The following is a 20014-nucleotide window of genomic DNA, read 5'->3' as shown; positions in this document are numbered from 1 at the left end:
GGCGCCGGGCGGGAGCGTTCAGACTCGCCCCCACCCGGCTGTTTTCAGGGGCTACTTTTTTAGAACGTGACGGCCAGGGAGCCGAATCCCCTGACGCGGTCGGCGATGCCGTTCTGCCGCAGCGCCCGCCAATAGAGCACCGTGTTGTTGGAGATGACCGGCTTGCCGAGCCATTCCTCGGCACCGGCGGCGACGCGCATCATGGCCATATTGGTCCCCACCTGCACGATCGCCTCCACATCCGGGGTGTCGACGGCCTTGATGGCCTCGCGCAGTTCGGGCTCCGGCACATGGGCGATCCGCTCGGGGCTGGCGCAACCCAGTCCCGTCATCGATACCACGTCATATCCGGATTCGGTGAAGAACCGGCTCACCGAGTCGTCACCGGCCGGAACGTACGGGGTGATGACCCCGAGCCGCCGGACGTCGTAGAGCGACAGCGCCGTGGTGAAGGCATCCGGGCTCATGGTGACCGGAAGGCCGCCGCTGGCGGACTTCATCGAAGCCACTACCTCGTCCTGGGATCCGGGCCCGTCCCAATAGATCTCGGGCGAGAAGGCGATGACGAAGCAATCGGGATTGCACGGCAGAAGACTGCCGATCGCCCGATGGGTCGCCTCCCGATAACTGCTGACCAGATCGTCGATGCCGCCCGTCAGCGAGGTGTCCTCGGTCTGCATGCGCCCGGTGTGGTTGGTAATCCCTTCCGGCCGCATGGCTTCCATTTCCGGCTGGACGGAGGTGTTGGTCGCGGGGAGGACCACGCCGACTTTGAGACGGGGTCCGAGGCAGTCGGTCATATCGCGCTCCTTGTGCCGTGGTGTGACGGGGAGTTGGGATCGTTTCTCAGTAGTCCGGGGCCTTGATGAGGAGGTGCTCCCGCCCTATGATTTCCGGAACGATGACGGCGTCGTTCCATGCCGACTGGTCCACCTGCTCCAGTGCGATCGAGACGGCGCCCTCGGGGACCTCGAAGTGCCGCATCACGAGCGCGGTGAGGTCCTCGGTGAGCTGCTTCCGCTGCTGTTCGCCGACGTCCTGGGGAAAGTGCTTGATGGTGAGATGAGGCATGTCTTCCTCCCTGGAGTTCAGTTGTCGAGGCGGGTGTGGATCGCCGAGACGAGTTCGCCGACCCCCTTTTCCTTCAGCACGCTGTAGTGGTCTCCGGCGAGCTTCACCATGGTCGGAGGCGTCGCGGAATAGCCCGAGCTGCCCTCGATGAACGAGTAGTCGTCGCCCGTTGCCTTGAAGATGGTCACGGGGGTGTTCAGCGTGCGCTCGGACAGTTCGTGGAAGCTGTACTCGAATTCGTACGTCGCCTCCACGATCCGGGTGATCCGGCGGATGAGCGCTTCGTCCAGTTGCGGGAGGAGTTCATGGATGAACGCCACGAACTCGTCCTCATTCCGGACCGTCTCCAGGCAGCGATCGCGGTCGGGACCGCTGATGCCGCCGGTGAAGACGGAGTAGAGGATCGTGAGGTAGGCCGGATTGCGGTACGTCGCCTCCCGTCCGTACTGCTCTCCGTCCGTCTCCCGGACCTGGGGATTCCCGGGGCAGATCAGAAACAGGTTCTCCACCTGTTCCCCCGCGTCCTCCAGTTGCCATGCCGTCTCGAAGGCGATCCGGGCGCCGAAGGAATAGCCCCACAGGGTGTACGGGCCTTCCGGCTGGATTTTCCGGATCTCGGCCACATCCGCCGCGGCCATGTCCCGGATCGTCGGGTACGGCGTCTCGCCGTCATTGATGCCGTGCGCCTGGATTCCGTAGAACGGCCGGTCCACATCGGCGGCCGAGGCGAGCTGCTGGAGATTCATCGGATAGCCGCCGAGCCCCGGCCAGCAGAAGACCGGCGGCTTGGTGCCCTCGGAATGCAGCCGCAGGAACCGGGATATCTCCCCGGTGGCGGTGCCGTCGACATGGCGGGCGAGCCGGGCGACCGTGGGCGCCTCGAAGAGCACCTGAACCGGCAGCCGGGTACCGAATCGCTTGTTGAGGCGATTGACGAGCGTGACCGCGATGAGCGAATTGCCGCCGGCTTCGAAGAAGTTGTCCTCGGTGGAGACCGGTTCGTACTTCAGCGCGGCCCCCCACAGCTCGGCGAGGGCCTTTTCGGCGTCGGTTTCCGGCGCCACGAAGGCGCGGCTCTCCAGCCCCTGGGACATCTCGTCGAAGGTGGCCAGCGTCTTCACGTCGATCTTGCCGTTGGCCGTCTGCGGCAGTGCGTCCAGGACGACGACCTTGTTGGGCAGCATGTATTCCGGCAGATAGGAGGCCAGGTCGTCCCTGATCACCTCGGTCGGGCCCTTCATGTGGACGATGTCCTCGCCCATGCCCTCGCTCGCCTCCTGCTCGGCCGAGATCCGGCCGCCGACGAAGAAGTAGGAGGCGCCGGCCGGGATCCCGCGCTCGGCCAGGATGGCGTCCAGGCGTCGCGCGGCGGGCAGCGGATTGCCGCTCTTGGAGCTGTATCCGGAGGACATCAGCCCCAGCCCCAGCTGGTTGGCCTGGAGGTGGTGGAGCTTCTTGCCGAGCGCGATGTACTCCAGCCACGGTTCGTCCGCCCGGCTGACGGCGCTGATACCGAAGGCGGCCCGTTCGTAGACCGCCTGATTGATGGCGATCACGTGCTTCTTCTGCACCAGCTCGTCGGAGATCTTCTCCAGGTCGCCGTCCCGGTAGCGGTACTGACCGCCCGGCAGGTCGGTGACCTTCCCGGGGTGGACCTGGAGGTAGACCTCGGTCGGGTCCTCCGGTGGCCGGCCGTCGCTCTGCCGGATGTCGAAGGTGCCCAGGTAGTGGTCGTCCTCGGCGACGTCGAACAGCGGCATCACCTCCGGCCGGAACCCGTCCGGATGGATGGACAGGCCGTGGGCGGGCAGCACCTGCTCGAACAGGCCGACCATATGGCCCGTCTCGAACTCCAGGACTTCGAGGATGTTGTTCTTGTAGACGGGCTCGATGGCCTGCCGCTTGCCGACGAAGTGGACCTTCAGCCGCGGGGAGTCGCCCCCCTCGACCGTGCGGATCCGGGTCAGCTGGTGGTCCAGCGGGTTGTAGTAGTAGACACCGGCCGGCAGCTCGCCGATGCCCGCGATCTCCAGATACATCTGGGTCGCGTACAGCGCGCCCGGCGAGGCGTACGCGTACTTCGGCAGCAGCCGCTCCTCGCTGTGGAACTGACCGAAGGACCGCAGCACCGTGCCCAGCCCCTGAAGCGTCAGCTCGCCCAGCGGCCGGGACGACAGCGGGTCGACACCGTGGTCGAGCAGCTTGAGGATGCGGGCGCGGCTGGTGTCCCCGCCCTCGTAGAAGCGGTAGGTCTTGCGGGCGAACGCCTCCCGGCGCAGCTCCGGGCTCGCCTCGCGCCCCGGCAGGTCCACGTGGGTCCGCCCGGCGAGCTGCTCGGACGAACGCAGCCCCGGGTTGGAGAGCTGCGCCTTGACCTGGAGCTTGTTGGACTTGGACTGGTGGTGGGAGCCGTGGTTGCCCTGGTCCATCAGGGCGGCTTCCTTGGGGTTCAGCTCCACGGCGGCGACGAGGTTCTGGGAGCCGGTACGCGCGTCATCCTTCACCAACACGGCGGCCCGTTTGACCCAGGCGTGGTTCTCGATGGTGCGTGCGACCTCGTCCAGCTCGACGCGGTAGCCGCGCAGCTTCACCTGGCTGTCGGTCCGGCCGAGGAAGTGGACGGTGCCGTCGGCGGCCTGGGACACCAGGTCGCCCGTCCGGTACAGCCGCACCGGGTCCTGCCCGGTGTCCGGCGCGAGGTGCGGGAAGCGCTCCTCGGTCAGCTCGTCCCGGTGCAGATAGCCGCGGGCGAGCTGGACGCCCGAGATGTACAGCTCACCGGTCTCGCCCCGCGGCACCGGCCGGTGGTTCTCGTCCAGCACGTGGTAGCCGGTGCGGGCGACCGGGGTGCCGATGGGGATGACGGTGGGTTCGTCGTCCACGGTGGCCGATTCGACCTCGTACGCCGAGGAGTTGATGGTGCACTCGGTCGGCCCGTAGAGGTTCACCAGCCGCGCCGTCGGCAGCGTCGCGAAGAACTCGGCGGCCAGCGCCCGGGTGAGCGCCTCGCCCCCGCTGAACACCCGGCGCAGGCTGGTGCAGTCGCCCAGCCGCTCGGTGTCCACCAGGGCCTGGAGCAGCGTCGGGACGCACTGGAGCGTGGTCACCCGGTGGCGGTCGATCGTGTCGATCAGCCCCTCCGGGTCGCGGTAGACGCCCGGGGCGCCCATCACCACCCGGGCGCCGCACGCCGAGCCGAGGATCTCCCACTGGGCGGCGTCGAAACTCATCGGGGTCTTCTGGAGGATGACGGTGTCACCGTCCAGATGGCCGGACTCCCGGAGCCAGCCGAGCTGGGCGACGATGCTGCGGTGCTCGACCATCACCCCCTTGGGCTTGCCGGTGCTCCCGGAGGTGTAGATGACGTAGGCGAGCCCGTCCGGCCGCGGCTCTTCCGCGGCGTCCGGCAGGGACGGCGGGGACCCGCTCGGCTCCTCGGCCAGGGCCTCGTCCACCGTGACGACGAGGGTGTCGCCCGGGGCGAGTTGGCGCAGACGGTCGGCCAGATGCGACTGGCAGACGATGACCTGCGCACGGGCGTTCTCGATGATGAAGCGCAGCCTCTCCTCGGGATAGTCCGGGGAGAGCGGCACATACGCGCCACCGGCGCTCAGGATGCCCCATGCGCCGACGATGAGGTCGAGGGACGGATCGGCGAAGAGCCCCACGCGGTGGTCGTGCCGCACGCCGGACTCCTGGAGCCGGCGAGTCAGACGTGCGCTTCGTTCGAGGAGACCCGCATAGGTGAGGTGGGTGTCCTCGGAGACGACGGCGATGTCGTCCGGTCGTGACGTGGCCTGTGCTCGAAGGAGCGCAGGCAGGGTGGTGTGGTTTCCGACAGGCATGAAAAACCTTCCCGCGTCATTTCTTGATGGCTTCCGGCGCACGGCTTCGGCCGCGAACGCCGTGGGATGAGATCAAGCGGTGCTGACGAGATGGGGTCTGTTCAGGTCTTCGGTGGTCACCCCAGACATGGCCCAGGCCGGGGCCTTCGGCCGAAAGGCATCCCGGGCCTGGCGCCGACCATGGGCATGGTTGAGGGTTGGTGTGCTCATGGGCGTGGCCGGGGGTGTTACCCGGTTGCGTACTCAGAGCTGTCCGACAGCCACTGACCGTAGAAAGTAGGCTCGGTTCATGTCAAATAGTTCGATGTTGAACTCGACCCGAAGAGGCGGGACCGACGGGGTGAACGAGTCGGCCGAAGAGGCGCCTGCTCAAGCGCCTGATCAGGCGCCTGAGCAGGCGGAGGACATGCTCGACCGCATCCTTCAGCAGTGGGCGGAGGTCCGTCCCGGGCTGGACGCGTGGTCCATGGGGCTGATGGGGCGGCTCTTCCGGGCGAATCGGCTGGTCGAGTGGGGGATGGTGGAGTACCTCGCCGCCGAGGGCATGGAGCGCTGGGAATTTGATGTGCTCGCAACATTGCGCCGCAGTGGCCCGCCGTACGCACTGTCCCCGAAAGCCCTGGCGACGACCATGATGATCAAGCCTCCGGCGCTGACCCACCGGGTCGACCGGCTGGTGCGCCGTGGCCTGGTCGACCGTGAACTCGACCCTGCCAGCCGCCGCCGCATGGTGATTTCACTCACCCCGGAGGGATTCGAGCTGGTGGACAACGCGGTGGAGGGGCATGTCCGCAACGGAGAACGCCTGTTCAGCGGGCTGGACCGGGCGGAGCAGGAGCAGCTGACCCATCTGATGCGCAAGCTGCTGCTCTCCTTCGGCGACACGCCTCCCCCCAGTTCCACCTGAGGAGCGGGCCGGGTGCCGTGTGAACTCCGCGACGTCCAGCGATGGGTCAGGCTTCGTCAGGAGTTCACACAAGCCCGGGGTCGGGGGTATCGGCGTGGGTGGCGGCCGGGGCCGGCGCGACTGGAGCTGCGCGCCCGGCCGGCGGTGAGCCGGTGGCGCCCCCGGCAGGACTCGAACCTGCGGCCAAGCGCTTAGAAGGCGCCTGCTCTATCCACTGAGCTACGGGGGCCGGTGGTGGGCCTGGAACTGCTGAGCCCCCGGGTGCCGGGTCCGCGGTGCGGCCGTGGTGCCGGTGGCCGGGCGCGGCGGATCCGTGACCTTGCCGGGGACAAGGATAGGGCTCCCTGCGCCTCGCCCCGGTTGCTTCACCTCCGTGGCACGTTGTGGAGGTTCGGTGAAGCGGTCCGATAATCGCAGGCAGGTACGAAACTCGCATCGTTTTTCACGCCTCAAGCGGCGGGTGTTGTCTACTCGTTATGCCTGAGTCCCGTCCGTCACGTCCACCCCGTGTCCGATCTGAGGTGATCCGGGTGGGTCTCTTTGGCGCGCACGAATGAGCATACGCTTCAAAAAGACATCAAAACCGGGCATTCTTCGCATGTGGCGATCTTGGACGTACGGCCCCGGCTGCTCGACGCGCTGACCGCACTGCGCGACCGCGTTGACGCCGCACGGTTTCCGCTCCCCCTTCCCGGTGCCGACCGCGCTCGCCGCAGCCGAGCCGAGTTGCTTGCTCAACTGGACGACTACCTCGTGCCCCGGTTGCGTGCCCCCGAAGCGCCGCTGCTGGCCGTGATCGGCGGATCGACCGGAGCCGGGAAGTCCACTCTGGTCAATTCGCTGGTCGGGCGGCGGGTGACGGAGGCCGGGGTGCTGCGGCCGACGACCCGTACGCCGGTGCTGGTGTGTCACCCCGACGATCACTCCTGGTTCGCCGGGAAACGGGTGCTGCCGCAGCTCACCAGGGTGTGGGTCCCGGCCCAGGGCGACCGGGCGGAGGGGGCGTACGACGAGGAGGAACGGGCGCGGGAGGGCGAGGGGCCGGCGGCGCTGCGGATCGAGACCGATCCGGGGCTCGCGCGGGGGCTGGCGCTGCTCGACGCGCCCGACATCGACTCGCTCGTCGCCCGCAACCGCGATCTCGCCGCCGAGCTGATCTGCGCCGCCGACATCTGGGTGCTGGTCACCACGGCCACCCGCTACGCCGACGCCGTCCCCTGGCATCTGCTGCGGACCGCGAAGGAGTACGACGTGACACTTGTCACCGTGCTCGACCGGGTGCCGCACCAGGTCGCCGCCGAGGTATCCGGGCAGTACGCCGCGCTCCTCGACGAGGCCGGGCTCGGCGACGTCCCCCGCTTCACCATCCCCGAGCTGCCCGAGTCGGCGGGTGGCGGCAGCGGGCTGCTCCCCGCCACCGCCGTCGCCGCGCTGCGCGGCTGGCTCACCCAGCACGCCCAGGACCCGCAGGCCCGTACCGTCGCCGCCGCCCGCACCGCGGCCGGGGTCCTCGCCTCGCTCCGGTCCCGGCTGCCCGCACTGGCCGGTGCGGCGGCGGCCCAGCACGCCGCGGCGGTGCGGCTGATCCAGCGGGTCGAGGGGGCGTACGCGGAGGCGGCCGAGCGGGTGCGGCGGGAGATCGCCGCGGGCGCGGCGCTCGCGGGCGGCGCGCTCACCCACTGGCACGGCCAGCCGCACGACAGCACCCCCGGTGAGCTTCTTACGGCGCTCACCGAATCCCTCGCCACCCTGCTGCGCAGCGCGGCGGCCGCCGCCGACGAGCGGGTCGCCGAGGCGGGGAAACGGGACCCCGCCGCAGGGACCGGGCTCGCCCCGGCCGACGCGCGCGAGGCCGGGGAGCGGATCGGCGTGGCCGTACGGCGCTGGCGGCGCTGCGTCGAGGAACTGGCCGAGGAGGAGACCCGTGCCCGGATCCCCGACGACGGCGGGCCCGACGCGTCCGATGAGGTCGCCGCCCTGCTGGTCGCCGCCCTGCTGGGCGGGCGCCGGGCCCGTAAGGCGGGCGAAAGGCTCGCCGAGACGCTGGGCGCGCACCGCGCGCTGCGGCTGGGCGACCGCGGCGGGCGGCTGCTCGACGGCTGTGTCGCGCGCGTCCTGGAGACGGAGCGCGATCGGCGGCTGGCGCCGCTCGACGCCCTGGACGCGACCCCGGACCACCAGGTCCAGCTGATCGCCGCGCTGTCCCTACTGCAGAAGGAGAGGTGACCGAAGGTGACGGCCACTGCAACCGGTCTCGACGGCGGGGAGGGGGTCGGGCGCGGGGACGACGCGACCTCCGAAGGTGTGGTGGGGGCGCGGCAGACCTGGGACGACGGCCTGATCGCCCGGCGCGCCGGGCGGCGGCCCGCCCGCCGCGCCCCCCGGGAGGTGCCCGGCCCGGCGGCGTCCGGCCCGGCGGCACCGGCAGCACCAGCGGCGTGGCCCGCCGCGGGGGCCTCCGGGACGCGGGAGGCGCGGGAGCCGGACGAGGCGTACGAGTCGTACGAGTCGTACGGGCCCCGCGATGCGCAGGAGCCCTGCGAGCCGTCGTACGAGTCCTACGGCTCCGGCGACGCCTATAAGGCGTACGCGGCCTACGAGGCGTACGCATCGTACGAGCGGCCCTTCGGGCCCGGCGCCCGCAGCTTCGCGGCCGGCAGTCTGCGGCCGCGCCTCGACGCCCTGCGGCAGCTCGTGGGGCTGTCCCGCACCCGGCTGGACGGACGCACCCTCGCCGGGGCCGGGCGGGTGCTGGACGAGGCCGCCGCGCGCGGACGGCATCCGCTCGGGCACACAGTCGTCGCCCTCGCCGGAGCCACCGGAAGCGGTAAGTCGACACTCTTCAACGCGCTCGCGGGGGCACCGCTCTCCGAGGCCGGGATCCGCCGGCCGACGACCGCCGCGCCGCTCTCCTGCGCCTGGACCGATCACGCCGACGGGCTGCTGGACCGGCTCGGCATCCCGCACGCGGACCGCCGCCGCCCGGCGTATCCGTACGATCCGGCGCTGCGCGGTCTGGTCCTGCTCGACCTGCCCGACCACGACTCGGCCGCCCCGGGCCACCGGGACCGGGTGGACCGGCTGCTGGGGCTGGTCGACGCGGTGGTGTGGGTGGTGGATCCCGAGAAGTACGCGGACGCGGTGCTGCACGAGCGCTATCTGCGGCCGCTCGCCGGTTATGCGGAGGTGACGTTCGTCGTCCTGAACCAGGTGGACCGGCTGCCGGGCGACGCCGCCGACCAGGTGCTGGACGATCTGCGGCGACTGCTGGACGAGGACGGTCTTGCGCTCGGCGAGCACGGGGAGCCGGGCGCGGCGGTGCTCGCCCTGTCCGCGCTCACCGGGGAGGGCGTCGGGGAGCTGCGGGACATGCTGGGCGGGCTCGCGGCCGAATGCGGCGCGGCGGAGCGGCGGCTGGCGGCGGACGTGGACGGCACGACCGCGCGGCTGCGGCCGCAGTACGTGGCGGACGGGGCACCGGTCGGGTTCACCGCCCGGGCGCGGGCGGAGTTCGAGGACCGGCTGGCGGAGGCGGCGGGCGCGGCGGCGGCCGGGCAGGCCGCGGAGCGGGCCTGGTTGCGGGACGCGCAGTGGGCGTGCGGGACGCCGTGGGGGCGGCTGGTGCGGGGGCGGAGGCCGGCCGGCGGCCGGACGGAGGGGATGTGGGGTTCGGCGGATCCGGAGGGTTCGACGGCCTCGGCGGCCTCGACGGGGGCCGGGCGTTCGGGGGAGCGGCGGGGCAGCCGTCGGCGGGCCGAGGATGAGCGGGAGGTCCCGGGGGCGCGGGCGAAGGCGGCGGCGATGGAAGCGGTCACGGCGCGGCCCGCGGTGGAGGAGGCCGTACGGACGCTCGCCGACGAGGCCACGACCGGGCTGCCCGGCCCCTGGGCCCAGGCGGTGCGGGAGGCGGCGGGGTGGGGCGGCCGGGGGCTGCCGGAGGCCGTGGACGAGGCGGTGGCGGCCGCGCGGCGCGGCCAGTGCCTGACGCGGCCCGCGTGGTGGTCGGTGATGGCGGCGACCCAGGTGGCCCTGCTGGTGCTCCAGGTGGTGGGGGTGGTCTGGCTGGTGGGGGCCGTGGCGGGGCTGTTCGGCGGGCCGGAGTGGTGGATGCCCGCGGCGCTGGTGGCGGGGTGCGCGCTGGCCGGGGCTGGGTTGGCGTGGTCGTGCGGCCTGGCGGCGCGGGGGCCCGCGCGGCGGTACGGGCAGGCGGCGGAGGCGCGGCTGCGGGAGGCGGCGGTGGGCTGTGGCCGGACGCGGGTGCTGGGGCCGGTGGGGGCGGAGCTGGCGCGGTACCGGGAGGTGCGGGCGCAGTACGTGATCGCGGCGGGGGAGGGGTGAGGGCTGCCCCGGGCCCGGGGGCGGGTCGCGGGGCGGCGGGGTGTGGCGGTTCACCGGGCGACGTTTCACCGGAACGGGGGAGCGGGTTGTCCACAGCCTGAGGGTTGTGCACAGGCTCCGGCGAGGATCGCGGATCGCGGGCAGCATGGGGGTCGGCGGTCCGGTGGGCCGCCGGGGGAGCGCGGGGGAGCGGGGGAGCGGGCATGAACGAGACCTGGACGACGGTGGTGGGGAACGCCGCCACGCGGCCGGACTTCTGGGAGACGGCGGCCGGGGTGGCGGTGGCCCGGTTCCGGCTTGCGGCGACGGTGCGCCGCTGGGACCGGAAGAGCGAGGGCTGGCAGGACGCGTACACGAGCTTCTACACGGTCTGGACCTGGCGGACCCTCGCGGCGAACGTGGCCGCTTCGGTGACGCTCGGCGAACCGCTGCTGGTCCACGGCACGCTGCGGGTGCGTGAGCGGGAGAAGGAGAGGGAGGGGGAGAAGGCGCGGCAGGGCGCGGGGGAGGGGGAGAGCGGACCCAGGCGGTGGATCACCGCGGAGATCGACGCGGTGGCGGTCGGGCACGATCTCACGCGCGGCACATCCGCCTTCCGGCGGGTATCCCAGGCCAAACCTCTTGTAAACGTACCGACCGGGGCAACGCCCCTGTGACCAGGGGTGATTTATCGATAATCCCAGGTCATATGCGGTCTGTGGGGCAGATAACAATTCCGATTCGGATCGGTTGGGGTCAGGGTCAACCGGGGATCGTGCGGCTTTTCGCTCCCTAGGATCCCTGAGTGCCCAACGGGGGTTACTGAGTTTCGAGTTCGCTGGCGAGGCGCACCAACTGACCGGCGCTCGTCCGGAGGGGAAATCATGATTTCTGTGAAGAGGCGGGGTGTCGCCCGTTTCGCGGCCGCCGTTCTGGTGTCAGGGCTGGTCGCCGTGGGCGCGATGGCCGGCGCCGGTACCGCCGCCGCGGACGATGTGCCTCCGGGAAGCGGTGGAGCCACCGCCACGCTGAGCGGTCTCAAGACCTTCGACAAGGCGGTCATTCACGACAAGGGTGACCAGGAAGTCGGCGCCGGTCTCTTCGAGATGGCCGTCGACAACGGCGGCAGCATCCAGACGTACTGCATCGATCTGCACAACCCGACGCAGAGCAAGGCGAAATACGAAGAGAAGCCCTGGAGTCAGACCTCGCTGGCGAACAACCGCGAAGCGGGCAAGATCAACTGGATTCTGCAGAATTCCTATCCCCAGGTGAACGACCTCGCCGAACTCGCCTCGAAGGCGGGCTCCGGTGCCCTCACCGAGAAGACCGCGGCCGCCGGTACCCAGGTCGCCATCTGGCGCTTCTCCGACCGGGCGAAGGTCGACGCGGTCGACCCGGCGGCCGAGAAGCTCGCCGACTACCTGGAGAAGAGCGCGCGGAACCTGGCCGAGCCCAAGGCGTCGCTGAGCCTCGAACCGCCGGCCGTCTCCGGCAAGGCGGGTGAGCGGCTCGGTCCGGTCAAGGTCCGCACCAACGCCGAGAGCGTCACCCTCACCCCGGGCACCGAGGCCGCCGGTTCCGGCGTCAGGCTCGTCGACAAGAGCGGCAAGACGATCACCAGCGCCGCCAACGGCGGCGAGGTCTACGTCGACGTGCCGTCCGACGCGGCCGACGGCTCCGCGACGCTGACCGCCCAGGCCGCCACCAAGGTTCCGGTCGGCCGCGCGTTCTCCAGCGACACCAAGAGCCAGACCCAGATACTCGCCGGTTCCAGCGAGAGCACCGTCTCCGCCTCGGCCACCGCCCACTGGGCGGAGAAGGGCGCGGTCCCGGCCGTCACCGCCGAGAAGGACTGCGCCGAGGGCGGTGTGGACGTCACGGCGACCAACAAGGGCGACGAGGCGTTCACCTTCACGCTGCTGAACCAGAAGTACACGGTCGAGGCCGGTCAGTCGAAGACCGTCACGGTGCCGGTGAACGAGGACCAGAGCTACAAGTTCAGCGTCCGGGGCCCGAACGGATTCGAGAAGAGCTTCTCGGGCGTCCTCGACTGCAAGACCGCGGGCAGCGCAAGCGGCGGCAGTGAGACCCCCTCCACCAAGGCGGGCCCGGCGTCGGCCGGGGGCGCCGGCGGCGAGGTCGTCAGCGGTGACACCACCGCCGTCGACGACACCGCCGGCGGTGACGACCTCGCCGAGACCGGCAGCAGCAGCTCCACCCCGGTGATCGCGGGCATCGCCATCGCGCTCGTCGTGGCCGGCGGCGGCGCGATCTTCTTCGTCCGCAAGAAGAAGACCTCCTCGGGCGAGTGACCGCCCGGCGGAGCGACCGCTGACGACGGACGGTGAGGAAGGGCCGGGGCCTCGGAAAGCGGGCTTCCGGCCCTTCGCGTCGGGGCGGCCGCCCCGGACGGCGGACCAACTGGTTTCCGCCTCGGGCCCGCCGTACGGCAAGATGGGGTGGGGTGTCTCTGCCCTGGACGCGGCGGAGCCCGCATGCACCCATGCGGCGCGGCCGCACATCGATACCTACCAGATTGCCGGACGGTTTCTCTTGGCTGAGTTCATCTACACCATGCGCAAGACGCGCAAGGCGCACGGCGACAAGGTGATCCTCGACGACGTCACGCTGAGCTTTCTGCCCGGCGCGAAGATCGGTGTCGTGGGCCCCAACGGCGCCGGTAAGTCGACGGTGCTGAAGATCATGGCCGGGCTGGAGCAGCCGTCCAACGGCGACGCCTTCCTCTCGCCGGGCTACAGCGTCGGCATCCTGCTCCAGGAGCCCCCGCTGGACGAGTCCAAGACCGTCCTGGAGAACGTCCAGGACGGCGTGGCGGAGACCAAGGGCAAGCTCGACCGCTTCAACGAGATCGCCGAGCAGATGGCGACCGACTACAGCGACGCGCTGCTCGAGGAGATGGGCAAGCTCCAGGAGGACCTGGACCACTCCAACGCATGGGACATGGACGCCCAGCTGGAGCAGGCCATGGACGCCCTCGGCTGCCCGCCCGGCGACTCGCCGGTCACCACCCTCTCCGGTGGTGAGAAGCGCCGCGTCGCGCTCTGCAAGCTGCTGCTGGAGGCCCCCGACCTGCTGCTCCTCGACGAGCCCACCAACCACCTGGACGCCGAGTCCGTGCAGTGGCTGGAGCAGCACCTCGCCAAGTACGCGGGCACCGTCGTGGCCATCACCCACGACCGGTACTTCCTGGACAACGTCGCCGAGTGGATCCTGGAGCTCGACCGCGGCCGCGCCATCGGCTACGAGGGCAACTACTCCACCTACCTGGAGAAGAAGCAGGCCCGCCTCAAGGTCGAGGGGCAGAAGGACGCCAAGCGCGCCAAGCGCCTCAAGGAAGAGCTGGAGTGGGTCCGCTCCAACGCCAAGGGCCGCCAGGCGAAGTCCAAGTCCCGGCTGACCCGTTACGAGGAGATGGCCGCCGAGGCCGAGAAGACCCGGAAGCTGGACTTCGAGGAGATCCAGATCCCGCCGGGCCCGCGGCTCGGCAACGTCGTGGTCGAGGTGGAGAACCTCTCCAAGGCGTTCGGTGAGAAGGTCCTCATCGACGACCTCTCGTTCACCCTGCCGCGCAACGGCATCGTCGGTGTCATCGGCCCCAATGGCGCGGGCAAGACCACGCTCTTCAAGATGATCCAGGGCCTGGAGACCGCGGACGCGGGCAAGATCAAGGTCGGCGAGACCGTCAAGATCTCCTACGTCGACCAGAGCCGCGCCAACATCGACCCCAAGAAGACGCTGTGGGCGGTCGTCTCCGACGAGCTGGACTACATCAACGTCGGCCAGGTCGAAATGCCGTCCCGCGCCTATGTCTCCGCCTTCGGCTTCAAGGGCCCGGACCAGCAGAAGCCGGCCGGGGTGCTCTCCGGCGGTGAGCGCAACCGCCTCAACCTCGCGCTCACCCTCAAGCAGGGCGGCAACCTGCTGCTCCTCGACGAGCCGACCAACGACCTCGACGTCGAGACTTTGTCCTCGCTGGAGAACGCGCTGCTCGACTTCCCCGGCTGCGCCGTGGTCGTCTCCCACGACCGCTGGTTCCTCGACCGCGTCGCCACGCACATCCTGGCGTACGAGGGCGAGTCCAAGTGGTTCTGGTTCGAGGGCAACTACGAGTCGTACGAGAAGAACAAGGTCGAGCGGCTCGGCCCGGACGCCGCCCGTCCGCACCGCGCCACCTACAAGAAGCTCACCCGGGGCTGAGGGGATGGCCCGGCACATCTACTCCTGTCCCCTGCGCTGGTCCGACATGGACGCGTTCGGCCATGTGAACAACGTGGTCTTCCTCCGCTATCTGGAGGAGGCGCGCGTCGACTTCATGTGGCGGCTGGCGCCGGGGAACGGGAGTGACGCGTTCACCGGCGGGGTGGTCGTGGCCCGGCACGAGATCGACTATCTGAAGCCGCTCGTCCACCGGCACGCACCGGTGACCATCGAGACCTGGGTGACGGATATCCGTGCCGCGTACATCAACCTCGCCTATGAGATCAAGGACGAGGAGACCGTGTACGTGCGGGCCGCCACCCGCATCGTCCCCTTCGACCTCGAAGCGGGCCGGCCGCGCCGCGTCACGTCCGAGGAGGAGACCTTCCTGACCGGCTACCTGGAGCCCGCGCCGGGCGCCGGGAAGGCGGCCGGGAGGGCCGGGAGGTCCGTCGAGGGGGCCGTCAGGGTATGACGGCCTTCCGGCACGAGTTGCACTTCGCCGACGCCGGGGAGGCGGCCGACCTCGCCGCCTTCCTGGCCCGGCTGATCCACTACGACCGCGCCGCGGCGGTCCGGCTGCAGGCGGGCGGCGGGGTGCTGGCCGTCTTCGGCCGTCCGCCGTCCTTCGAGGTGCTGGCCATCCGTACGGCACGGCTGGAGGCCGTCGTCACCGCGGGCGCCACGGACGCCGGGTCGCCCGGCGGGCCGGGCGCGCTGGACACCACCGTCTCGGCCGGTCAGTTCGCCGACGCGCTGGACGCGGCGGGCTACGGCCGCCCGGCGGACGGCGCGTCCAGCGGGCTCACCGTCGCCGTGCCGGAGGCCGTCACCGGTCCGCCCTGGGCCGGGGTGCTGCCGCCACGCGGCGGCTGGCGCCAGGTGCCGGGGCTGCCCGGCCCGGACGAGGCGCGCAGGGCGGTCGCGGCGGCGGTCGCCGAGTTCCGGGCCCGCGACGAGGCGCTCCCCGAGGAGGGACGCACGCGCGCCGAGCGCGACCGCATCGGCCACGAGATCTGGTCCCGCACCCTCGGGGACACCGGGCTGCCGCTGCGCGCCGTGCACGCCGCCCAGTCGCTGGGCTTCCTGCGTCCCACGCGGGCGGGCGCGCCCGCCGCCACCGGCTCCCGCGGCGCCACCGCCCTCGCCCCGGCGGCCGAGCCCCTGGCCCTGCTCGCCGCGGGCGGCTGGCTGCGGCTGCGCACCCCGTACGGCTCGATCGCGGTGCGTACGTCCGGGCTGTCCGGGCTGTCCGTGACGCCGGCCTGAGGCGCGGTGCCGCCTCAGCCCTCCGTGTTGACCATGGAGGCGGCCGCGTAGGTGAGGTAGTTCCACAGCTGGCGCTCGAGGTCGGGCGCCAGCTCCAGCTCGTCGACCGCGTCCCGCATATGGCGCAGCCAGGCGTCATGGGCCGCCCGGTTCACGGTGAACGGCGCGTGGCGCATGCGCAGCCGCGGATGGCCGCGGTTGTCGCTGTAGGTGCGGGGCCCGCCCCAGTACTGCATGAGGAAGAGCACCAGCCGCTCCTCCGCCGGGCCCAGATCGTCCTCGGGGTACATCGGCCGGAGCAGCGGGTCCTCCGCGACCCCCTGGTAGAAGCGTCGGACCAGGCGCCGGAAGGTCTGCTCGCCGCCGACCAGCTCGTAGAAGGTCTGCTCCTGAAGTGTGCCGCGCGGAATGTCTTTCACGCCTCCATGCTCTCAGACCGACCGTCCTAGGTAAGGGGGCGTAGGCCCTGCCCGCGCAGGCCCGCCCGGCAGACGGAGGTAGCGGGCCGGGGGCGGGCGCAGGACAGTGGAGGCATGGGCGGCGCGGGCGTGACGGAGACGGGCGGCGGGCGTGGACGTACGGGCGACCGGCCCGATCCGTACGCCGAGGCGGCCGCCGTGGCGCGGGCCGGGCTCGTCCGGGAGATGACGGCGGGCGGCGGGCTCACCGATCCGCGGTGGCGGGCGGCGTTCGAGGAGGTGCCGCGCCATCTGTTCGTGCCGTACTACTACCAGGCGGGCGCCGGCGGCGGGGCGGCGCTCACCACCCGGCTGTGGCGGGACGACCGGAACCCGGCGCACCGGGCCCGCTGGCTGGCCGGGGCGTACGCCGACGCGCCCCTGGCGACGCGCGTGCGCGACGGCGAGCTGATCTCCTCCAGCAGCCAGCCGTCCCTGATGGCGCGGATGCTCGACGCGCTGCGGGTGCGGGACGGGGACCGGGTGCTGGAGATCGGCGCGGGCAGCGGCTACAACGCGGCGCTGCTCGCCCATCGGCTCGGCGACGCCCGGGTGACGACCGTCGACCTCGACCCGGAGATCACCGAGGCCGCCCGCAGACATCTCGCCGCGGCCGGATTCCGTCCGGCCGTCATCACCGGTGACGGGGCGCGCGGCTGTTCCGCGCGAGCCCCCTACGACCGGATCATCGCGACGTGCGCCGTGCCGTCCGTACCGTCGGCGTGGCTCGGACAGTGCCGGCCCGGGGCGCTGATGCTGACGCCGCTGGCCACCGGGCTGGTGCGCCTGCGGGTTCGGGACGCGCGGCACGCGGAGGGCCGCTTTCTGGCCACGCCCGCGTACTTCGTCCCGCTGCGCGGCAGCGGGACGCCGGGCCACGTGTCCACGCACGGGCTGCCGTCGTGGCCGCTGCTGGACGATTCGTTCCGCTTCCTGCTGAATGTGGCCACGGGTCGGCTGGAGCCGGTCGAGGCGCTGGCGCTGTGGGAGCACGAGGGGCGCCCGGGGCGCGAGCGCTACGGGGTCACGGTGCGGGGCGAGCGGCAGTGGGCCTGGCTGGACGACGCGGAGGGCCCGTACGCCTGGCCGCTGGGCACGCGACTCACCTGATGGGGCATGGCCCCGCGGCCGGGCCGGGGCGACATGCCCCGGCCCGGCCGCGGTCAGGTCTCAGCCGCGGCGGACGGTGATCGTCGTCCAGGCGCCGACGTGCACGCGGTCGCCGTCCTGGAGCGGGATCGGGACGTACGGCTGGATCGGCTCCTCGCCGCCGTTGACCGTCGTGCCGTTCGTCGAGTCCTGGTCGACGACCGCCCAGCCGCCGTCCGGCTGCTGGACGAGGACCGCGTGCTGGTGCGAGACGCCCGGGTCCTCGGGCGCGCGCCCGAGGTCGATGTCCGGGGCCTCGCCCGTGCTGTGGCGGCGGCGGCCGATGGTGATCTGCTGGCCGTTGAGCGGCAGTTGCTGCTCGGGGGAGTACGCCGGGAGGTTCAGCCCGGCGGCTTCCGGGCCGCTGCGGTGCATCATCGCCGTGAAGTAGTCACGGTCCGGTGCGACGACCGCCGTCCAGTTCCCGGGGCCGGCCGGGGGCGGGGGCGTGTGGCCTCCGCCCTGTCCGTACGGGTTGGGCGGCGGGGGCGCGCCGGGGCCCTGGTACGCCTCGTTGCCGTAGGACGGGGCCGGGGGCGCGGGCGGCTGCGGTGCCTGGGGGTAGCCGTAGCCGTAACCCTGCTGCTGCGGCGGGGCCGGAGCCGGCGGAGCCGGCGGTGGCGGCGGGGCGGCGCCGGCGGACGCCTGCGGCGGCGCCAGCGGCCAGTCGTCCTCGGCGGCGCCGAAGGCCGGGCCGGAGGGCTGGTTCGGCTCCGACGGGGACAGCGGCTCGGCCGGGCGGTTGATCTGGGACGGACGCGAGGCCTGGTAGTCGCCGCCGGGCGGCTGGGGCGGCAGCGGCTGCCCCTGCGACGGCGGACCCTGCGGCGGCTGCCCGTGAGGGGGTTGACCCTGCGGCGGCTGCCCGTACGGCTGCGGCGGCCCGGGCGGCGGCGGGAAGCCCCCCTGCCCGGGGGGCGGCGGAGCGTACGAGGTGGGCTGCTGCGTCAGGAAGTTGTAGCGGCACTCCTCGCAGAACGGCGCCTGCGCCTCACGCGGCGTACGGCACTGCGGGCACAGCTCCGGCTGGTAACCGCCGCCCGGCTGCGGCGGGGCGGGGTAGCCGTAGCCGGACGGGGGCGGGCCACCCGGGGGCGGGCCGCCGTAGCCGCCGGGTCCGGGCGCACCCGGGCCGCCGGGCATCGGCGGGGGCGGCGGAGGCGGTGCGATGGGGTCGGAGGGCATGGGTGTCCCCGACATCCGGTGGCCACACACCTCGCACCAGTCGTCGGCCGTCGATTGGTGGCCGTTAGGGCAAGTCGGCATGTCGGTGATCCCCCTCTTGTGCCGTTCTTGGCATTTCTGCCGTAACGCGATCTATGTCTGCTACTTCTTGACGCGAACTGTCTTGGTTGAGCGAGTTTCGAGTGTCATCTCGTCCGCTTCCGCAACCTTCGCTTTCAGTCGCACAGTACCTGCCGCCGCGTCGACGACGTCCACCACCTTCGCAAGCAGTTTCGCCGTGTCCTTGTTCCCCGAGGCGTCCGCCAGCTGTACGGCCCTTCCCAGCTTGGCGGTCGCTCCCTCGACATCACCGGACTTACGCGCATTCATGCCCTGTTGGATGACCTGTGCCAGTTCGGCCTGGCCCGTGTAGTGCGCGACCTGCGGATTCATCGAGGTGGAGGCGGCCATGTCGGTCGTCCACACGGCCCGGACGAGCCCCTGGGCCGGCGGGGTCGGGGAGCCCTGGCCGTCCGGCTGCGGCAGGACGAGGGAGACCCGGGCCGCGAGCATTTCCTGGCCGATTTCCGCCGCCGGAACCCGCAGACACAGGTGGTAATCGCGGGATTCGTCCCCCCATGACCCCGTGGGGTAGTCGCCCGAGCGCGGTCCGGTGTCGGTGCGCCGCCCGGTCAGATCCTCGACCGTGGGTGCGACCTGTTTCACAAACACCACCTCGGCGCCCACCGGGGTCCACAGCCGCAGATGGACGTCCGCGACCTCCTTCCGCATGGCCGTCGCCATCATCTGCGTGAAGTCCGCGGACAGTTCGGCGGGATTCGCCACGATATCGGCCGTTCCGAGCAGGGCGGAGGCGATCCCGGTGACCTCCTTGACCTCCCAGTCCGTGCCGACCCCGCGGGCGTCGCAGGTGAAGCGGCCCGCGCAGGCGTCGAGCGCGGCCCGCAACTCCTCCGGCTTCTCGTGCTCGTTGCGGCCGTCGGTGAGCAGGATGCCGTGCCGGATCGAGACATCGGCCGTGCCCAGCAGCCGGTCGGCGAGCCTCAGCCAGGTGCCGATCGCCGTGCCGCCCGCCGTGGCGAGCCCGCGCAGCGCGTCCTTGGCGTCGGCGCGGGTGACCGGATCCGCGGTCGCCAGCCGCCCGTTGCCCGGAAAGACCTCGACCGCCTTGTGGGTGCCCGCGATCACCGCGAAGGCGACCCCGTCGCGCACCGTGTCGATCGCGGCGGCCGTCGCGTCCCGGGCGTTGCGCATCTTCGTCGGCGGATAGTCCATCGAGCCGGAGCAGTCCACCATGATCACCACGGCTGCGTCGGCCGAGCCGCCGCCCCGGGCGTACTGGCCCGGGGCGGCGACGGGAGCCGTGATCGGTATCCCTCCGGTCGTCCCGCCGCCGGTCGAGGTCACCGTGACGATCGCGTTGACCTCACGGCCTCCCTCCGGGAGGTACTCGTTCTGATAGACGTCGACCGAGAACCGCGGCGCTTGGGACTTGGAGAAATTGGCCATCTGATCCGCTCCTTGGCGCTCCACAGGGACGTACGGACATGGCATCGTGCCGCGAGAGCGTGAGCGGAGTGATGGCGTCCGGC

The 20014-nt window shown here is 71.6% G+C and carries 15 protein-coding genes and 1 tRNA gene; 9 read left to right on the top strand and 7 right to left on the bottom strand.

Annotation, left to right across the window (positions count from 1 at the left end; all coding sequences use genetic code 11):
- Positions 1 to 59 precede the first annotated feature (59 nt).
- Genes ACH4SI_RS27025 through ACH4SI_RS27015 form a run of 3 tightly spaced genes read right to left on the bottom strand, consistent with a single transcriptional unit; the run spans position 60 to position 4916 of the window.
- Positions 60 to 800, bottom strand: coding sequence for an arylmalonate decarboxylase (locus ACH4SI_RS27025; RefSeq protein ID WP_398299913.1), 741 nt, complete (start codon positions 798 to 800; stop codon positions 60 to 62).
- Positions 801 to 846: 46 nt separating this feature from the next.
- On the bottom strand, positions 847 to 1071 hold the full coding sequence (locus ACH4SI_RS27020) for a tautomerase family protein (protein ID WP_398299911.1): 225 nt from the start codon (positions 1069 to 1071) through the stop codon (positions 847 to 849).
- 17 nt (positions 1072 to 1088) lie between these two features.
- The gene (locus tag ACH4SI_RS27015) at positions 1089 to 4916 is read right to left on the bottom strand and encodes an amino acid adenylation domain-containing protein (protein ID WP_398299909.1); all 3828 of its coding nucleotides are present in this window, start codon (positions 4914 to 4916) and stop codon (positions 1089 to 1091) included.
- A gap of 406 nt (positions 4917 to 5322) precedes the next feature.
- Between ACH4SI_RS27015 and ACH4SI_RS27010 the strand changes: the two genes are divergently transcribed.
- The gene (locus ACH4SI_RS27010; protein ID WP_398299906.1) at positions 5323 to 5823 is read left to right on the top strand and encodes a MarR family winged helix-turn-helix transcriptional regulator; all 501 of its coding nucleotides are present in this window, start codon (positions 5323 to 5325) and stop codon (positions 5821 to 5823) included.
- 153 nt (positions 5824 to 5976) lie between these two features.
- On the opposite strand, the gene ACH4SI_RS27005 is transcribed toward ACH4SI_RS27010, so the two are convergent.
- Positions 5977 to 6052 (bottom strand) — tRNA-Arg (locus ACH4SI_RS27005).
- A 380-nt stretch (positions 6053 to 6432) separates the two neighbouring features.
- Between ACH4SI_RS27005 and ACH4SI_RS27000 the strand changes: the two genes are divergently transcribed.
- From ACH4SI_RS27000 to ACH4SI_RS26970, 7 genes are all read left to right on the top strand, one after another.
- Positions 6433 to 8049, top strand: a complete 1617-nt coding sequence (locus ACH4SI_RS27000; RefSeq protein ID WP_398300255.1) for a dynamin family protein — start codon at positions 6433 to 6435, stop codon at positions 8047 to 8049.
- Positions 8050 to 8055: 6 nt separating this feature from the next.
- Positions 8056 to 10161 carry a GTPase gene (locus ACH4SI_RS26995; RefSeq protein ID WP_398299903.1) on the top strand — a complete coding sequence of 702 codons (2106 nt, stop codon included), beginning with the start codon at positions 8056 to 8058 and terminating at the stop codon, positions 10159 to 10161.
- A 203-nt stretch (positions 10162 to 10364) separates the two neighbouring features.
- Positions 10365 to 10817, top strand: coding sequence for a single-stranded DNA-binding protein (locus ACH4SI_RS26990; protein WP_398299901.1), 453 nt, complete (start codon positions 10365 to 10367; stop codon positions 10815 to 10817).
- Positions 10818 to 11024: 207 nt separating this feature from the next.
- Positions 11025 to 12455, top strand: coding sequence for a Cys-Gln thioester bond-forming surface protein (locus tag ACH4SI_RS26985; RefSeq protein ID WP_398299899.1), 1431 nt, complete (start codon positions 11025 to 11027; stop codon positions 12453 to 12455).
- A 241-nt stretch (positions 12456 to 12696) separates the two neighbouring features.
- Positions 12697 to 14361, top strand: coding sequence for an energy-dependent translational throttle protein EttA (ettA, locus tag ACH4SI_RS26980; RefSeq protein ID WP_398299897.1), 1665 nt, complete (start codon positions 12697 to 12699; stop codon positions 14359 to 14361).
- 4 nt (positions 14362 to 14365) lie between these two features.
- Complete coding sequence (locus ACH4SI_RS26975; protein ID WP_398299895.1) at positions 14366 to 14836, top strand: acyl-CoA thioesterase; 471 nt, start codon at positions 14366 to 14368, stop codon at positions 14834 to 14836.
- Positions 14833 to 15630 carry a hypothetical protein gene (locus ACH4SI_RS26970; RefSeq protein ID WP_398299893.1) on the top strand — a complete coding sequence of 266 codons (798 nt, stop codon included), beginning with the start codon at positions 14833 to 14835 and terminating at the stop codon, positions 15628 to 15630. The genes ACH4SI_RS26975 and ACH4SI_RS26970 overlap by 4 nt, the downstream gene beginning before the upstream one ends.
- Before the next feature lie 14 nt (positions 15631 to 15644).
- Here the strand turns inward: ACH4SI_RS26970 and ACH4SI_RS26965 are convergent, their stop codons facing one another.
- Entirely contained in the window at positions 15645 to 16049 is a 405-nt protein-coding gene (locus ACH4SI_RS26965) for a globin (RefSeq protein ID WP_358617572.1), read from the bottom strand.
- A gap of 114 nt (positions 16050 to 16163) precedes the next feature.
- Between ACH4SI_RS26965 and ACH4SI_RS26960 the strand changes: the two genes are divergently transcribed.
- Positions 16164 to 17198 (top strand): methyltransferase domain-containing protein, encoded by a 1035-nt coding sequence (locus ACH4SI_RS26960; protein WP_398299890.1) that lies wholly within the window; start codon positions 16164 to 16166, stop codon positions 17196 to 17198.
- Between the two features lie 60 nt (positions 17199 to 17258).
- On the opposite strand, the gene ACH4SI_RS26955 is transcribed toward ACH4SI_RS26960, so the two are convergent.
- Entirely contained in the window at positions 17259 to 18503 is a 1245-nt protein-coding gene (locus ACH4SI_RS26955) for an FHA domain-containing protein (protein WP_398299888.1), read from the bottom strand.
- A 60-nt stretch (positions 18504 to 18563) separates the two neighbouring features.
- On the bottom strand, positions 18564 to 19931 hold the full coding sequence (locus ACH4SI_RS26950; RefSeq protein WP_398299886.1) for a VWA domain-containing protein: 1368 nt from the start codon (positions 19929 to 19931) through the stop codon (positions 18564 to 18566).
- Positions 19932 to 20014 lie beyond the last annotated feature (83 nt).

The sequence above is a fragment of the Streptomyces sp. NPDC021212 genome (assembly GCF_044332925.1).
Lineage (GTDB): Bacteria > Actinomycetota > Actinomycetes > Streptomycetales > Streptomycetaceae > Streptomyces.
Note: the sequence above shows the minus strand (reverse complement) of the source record. Positions and strands in the feature narration are given on the sequence as shown.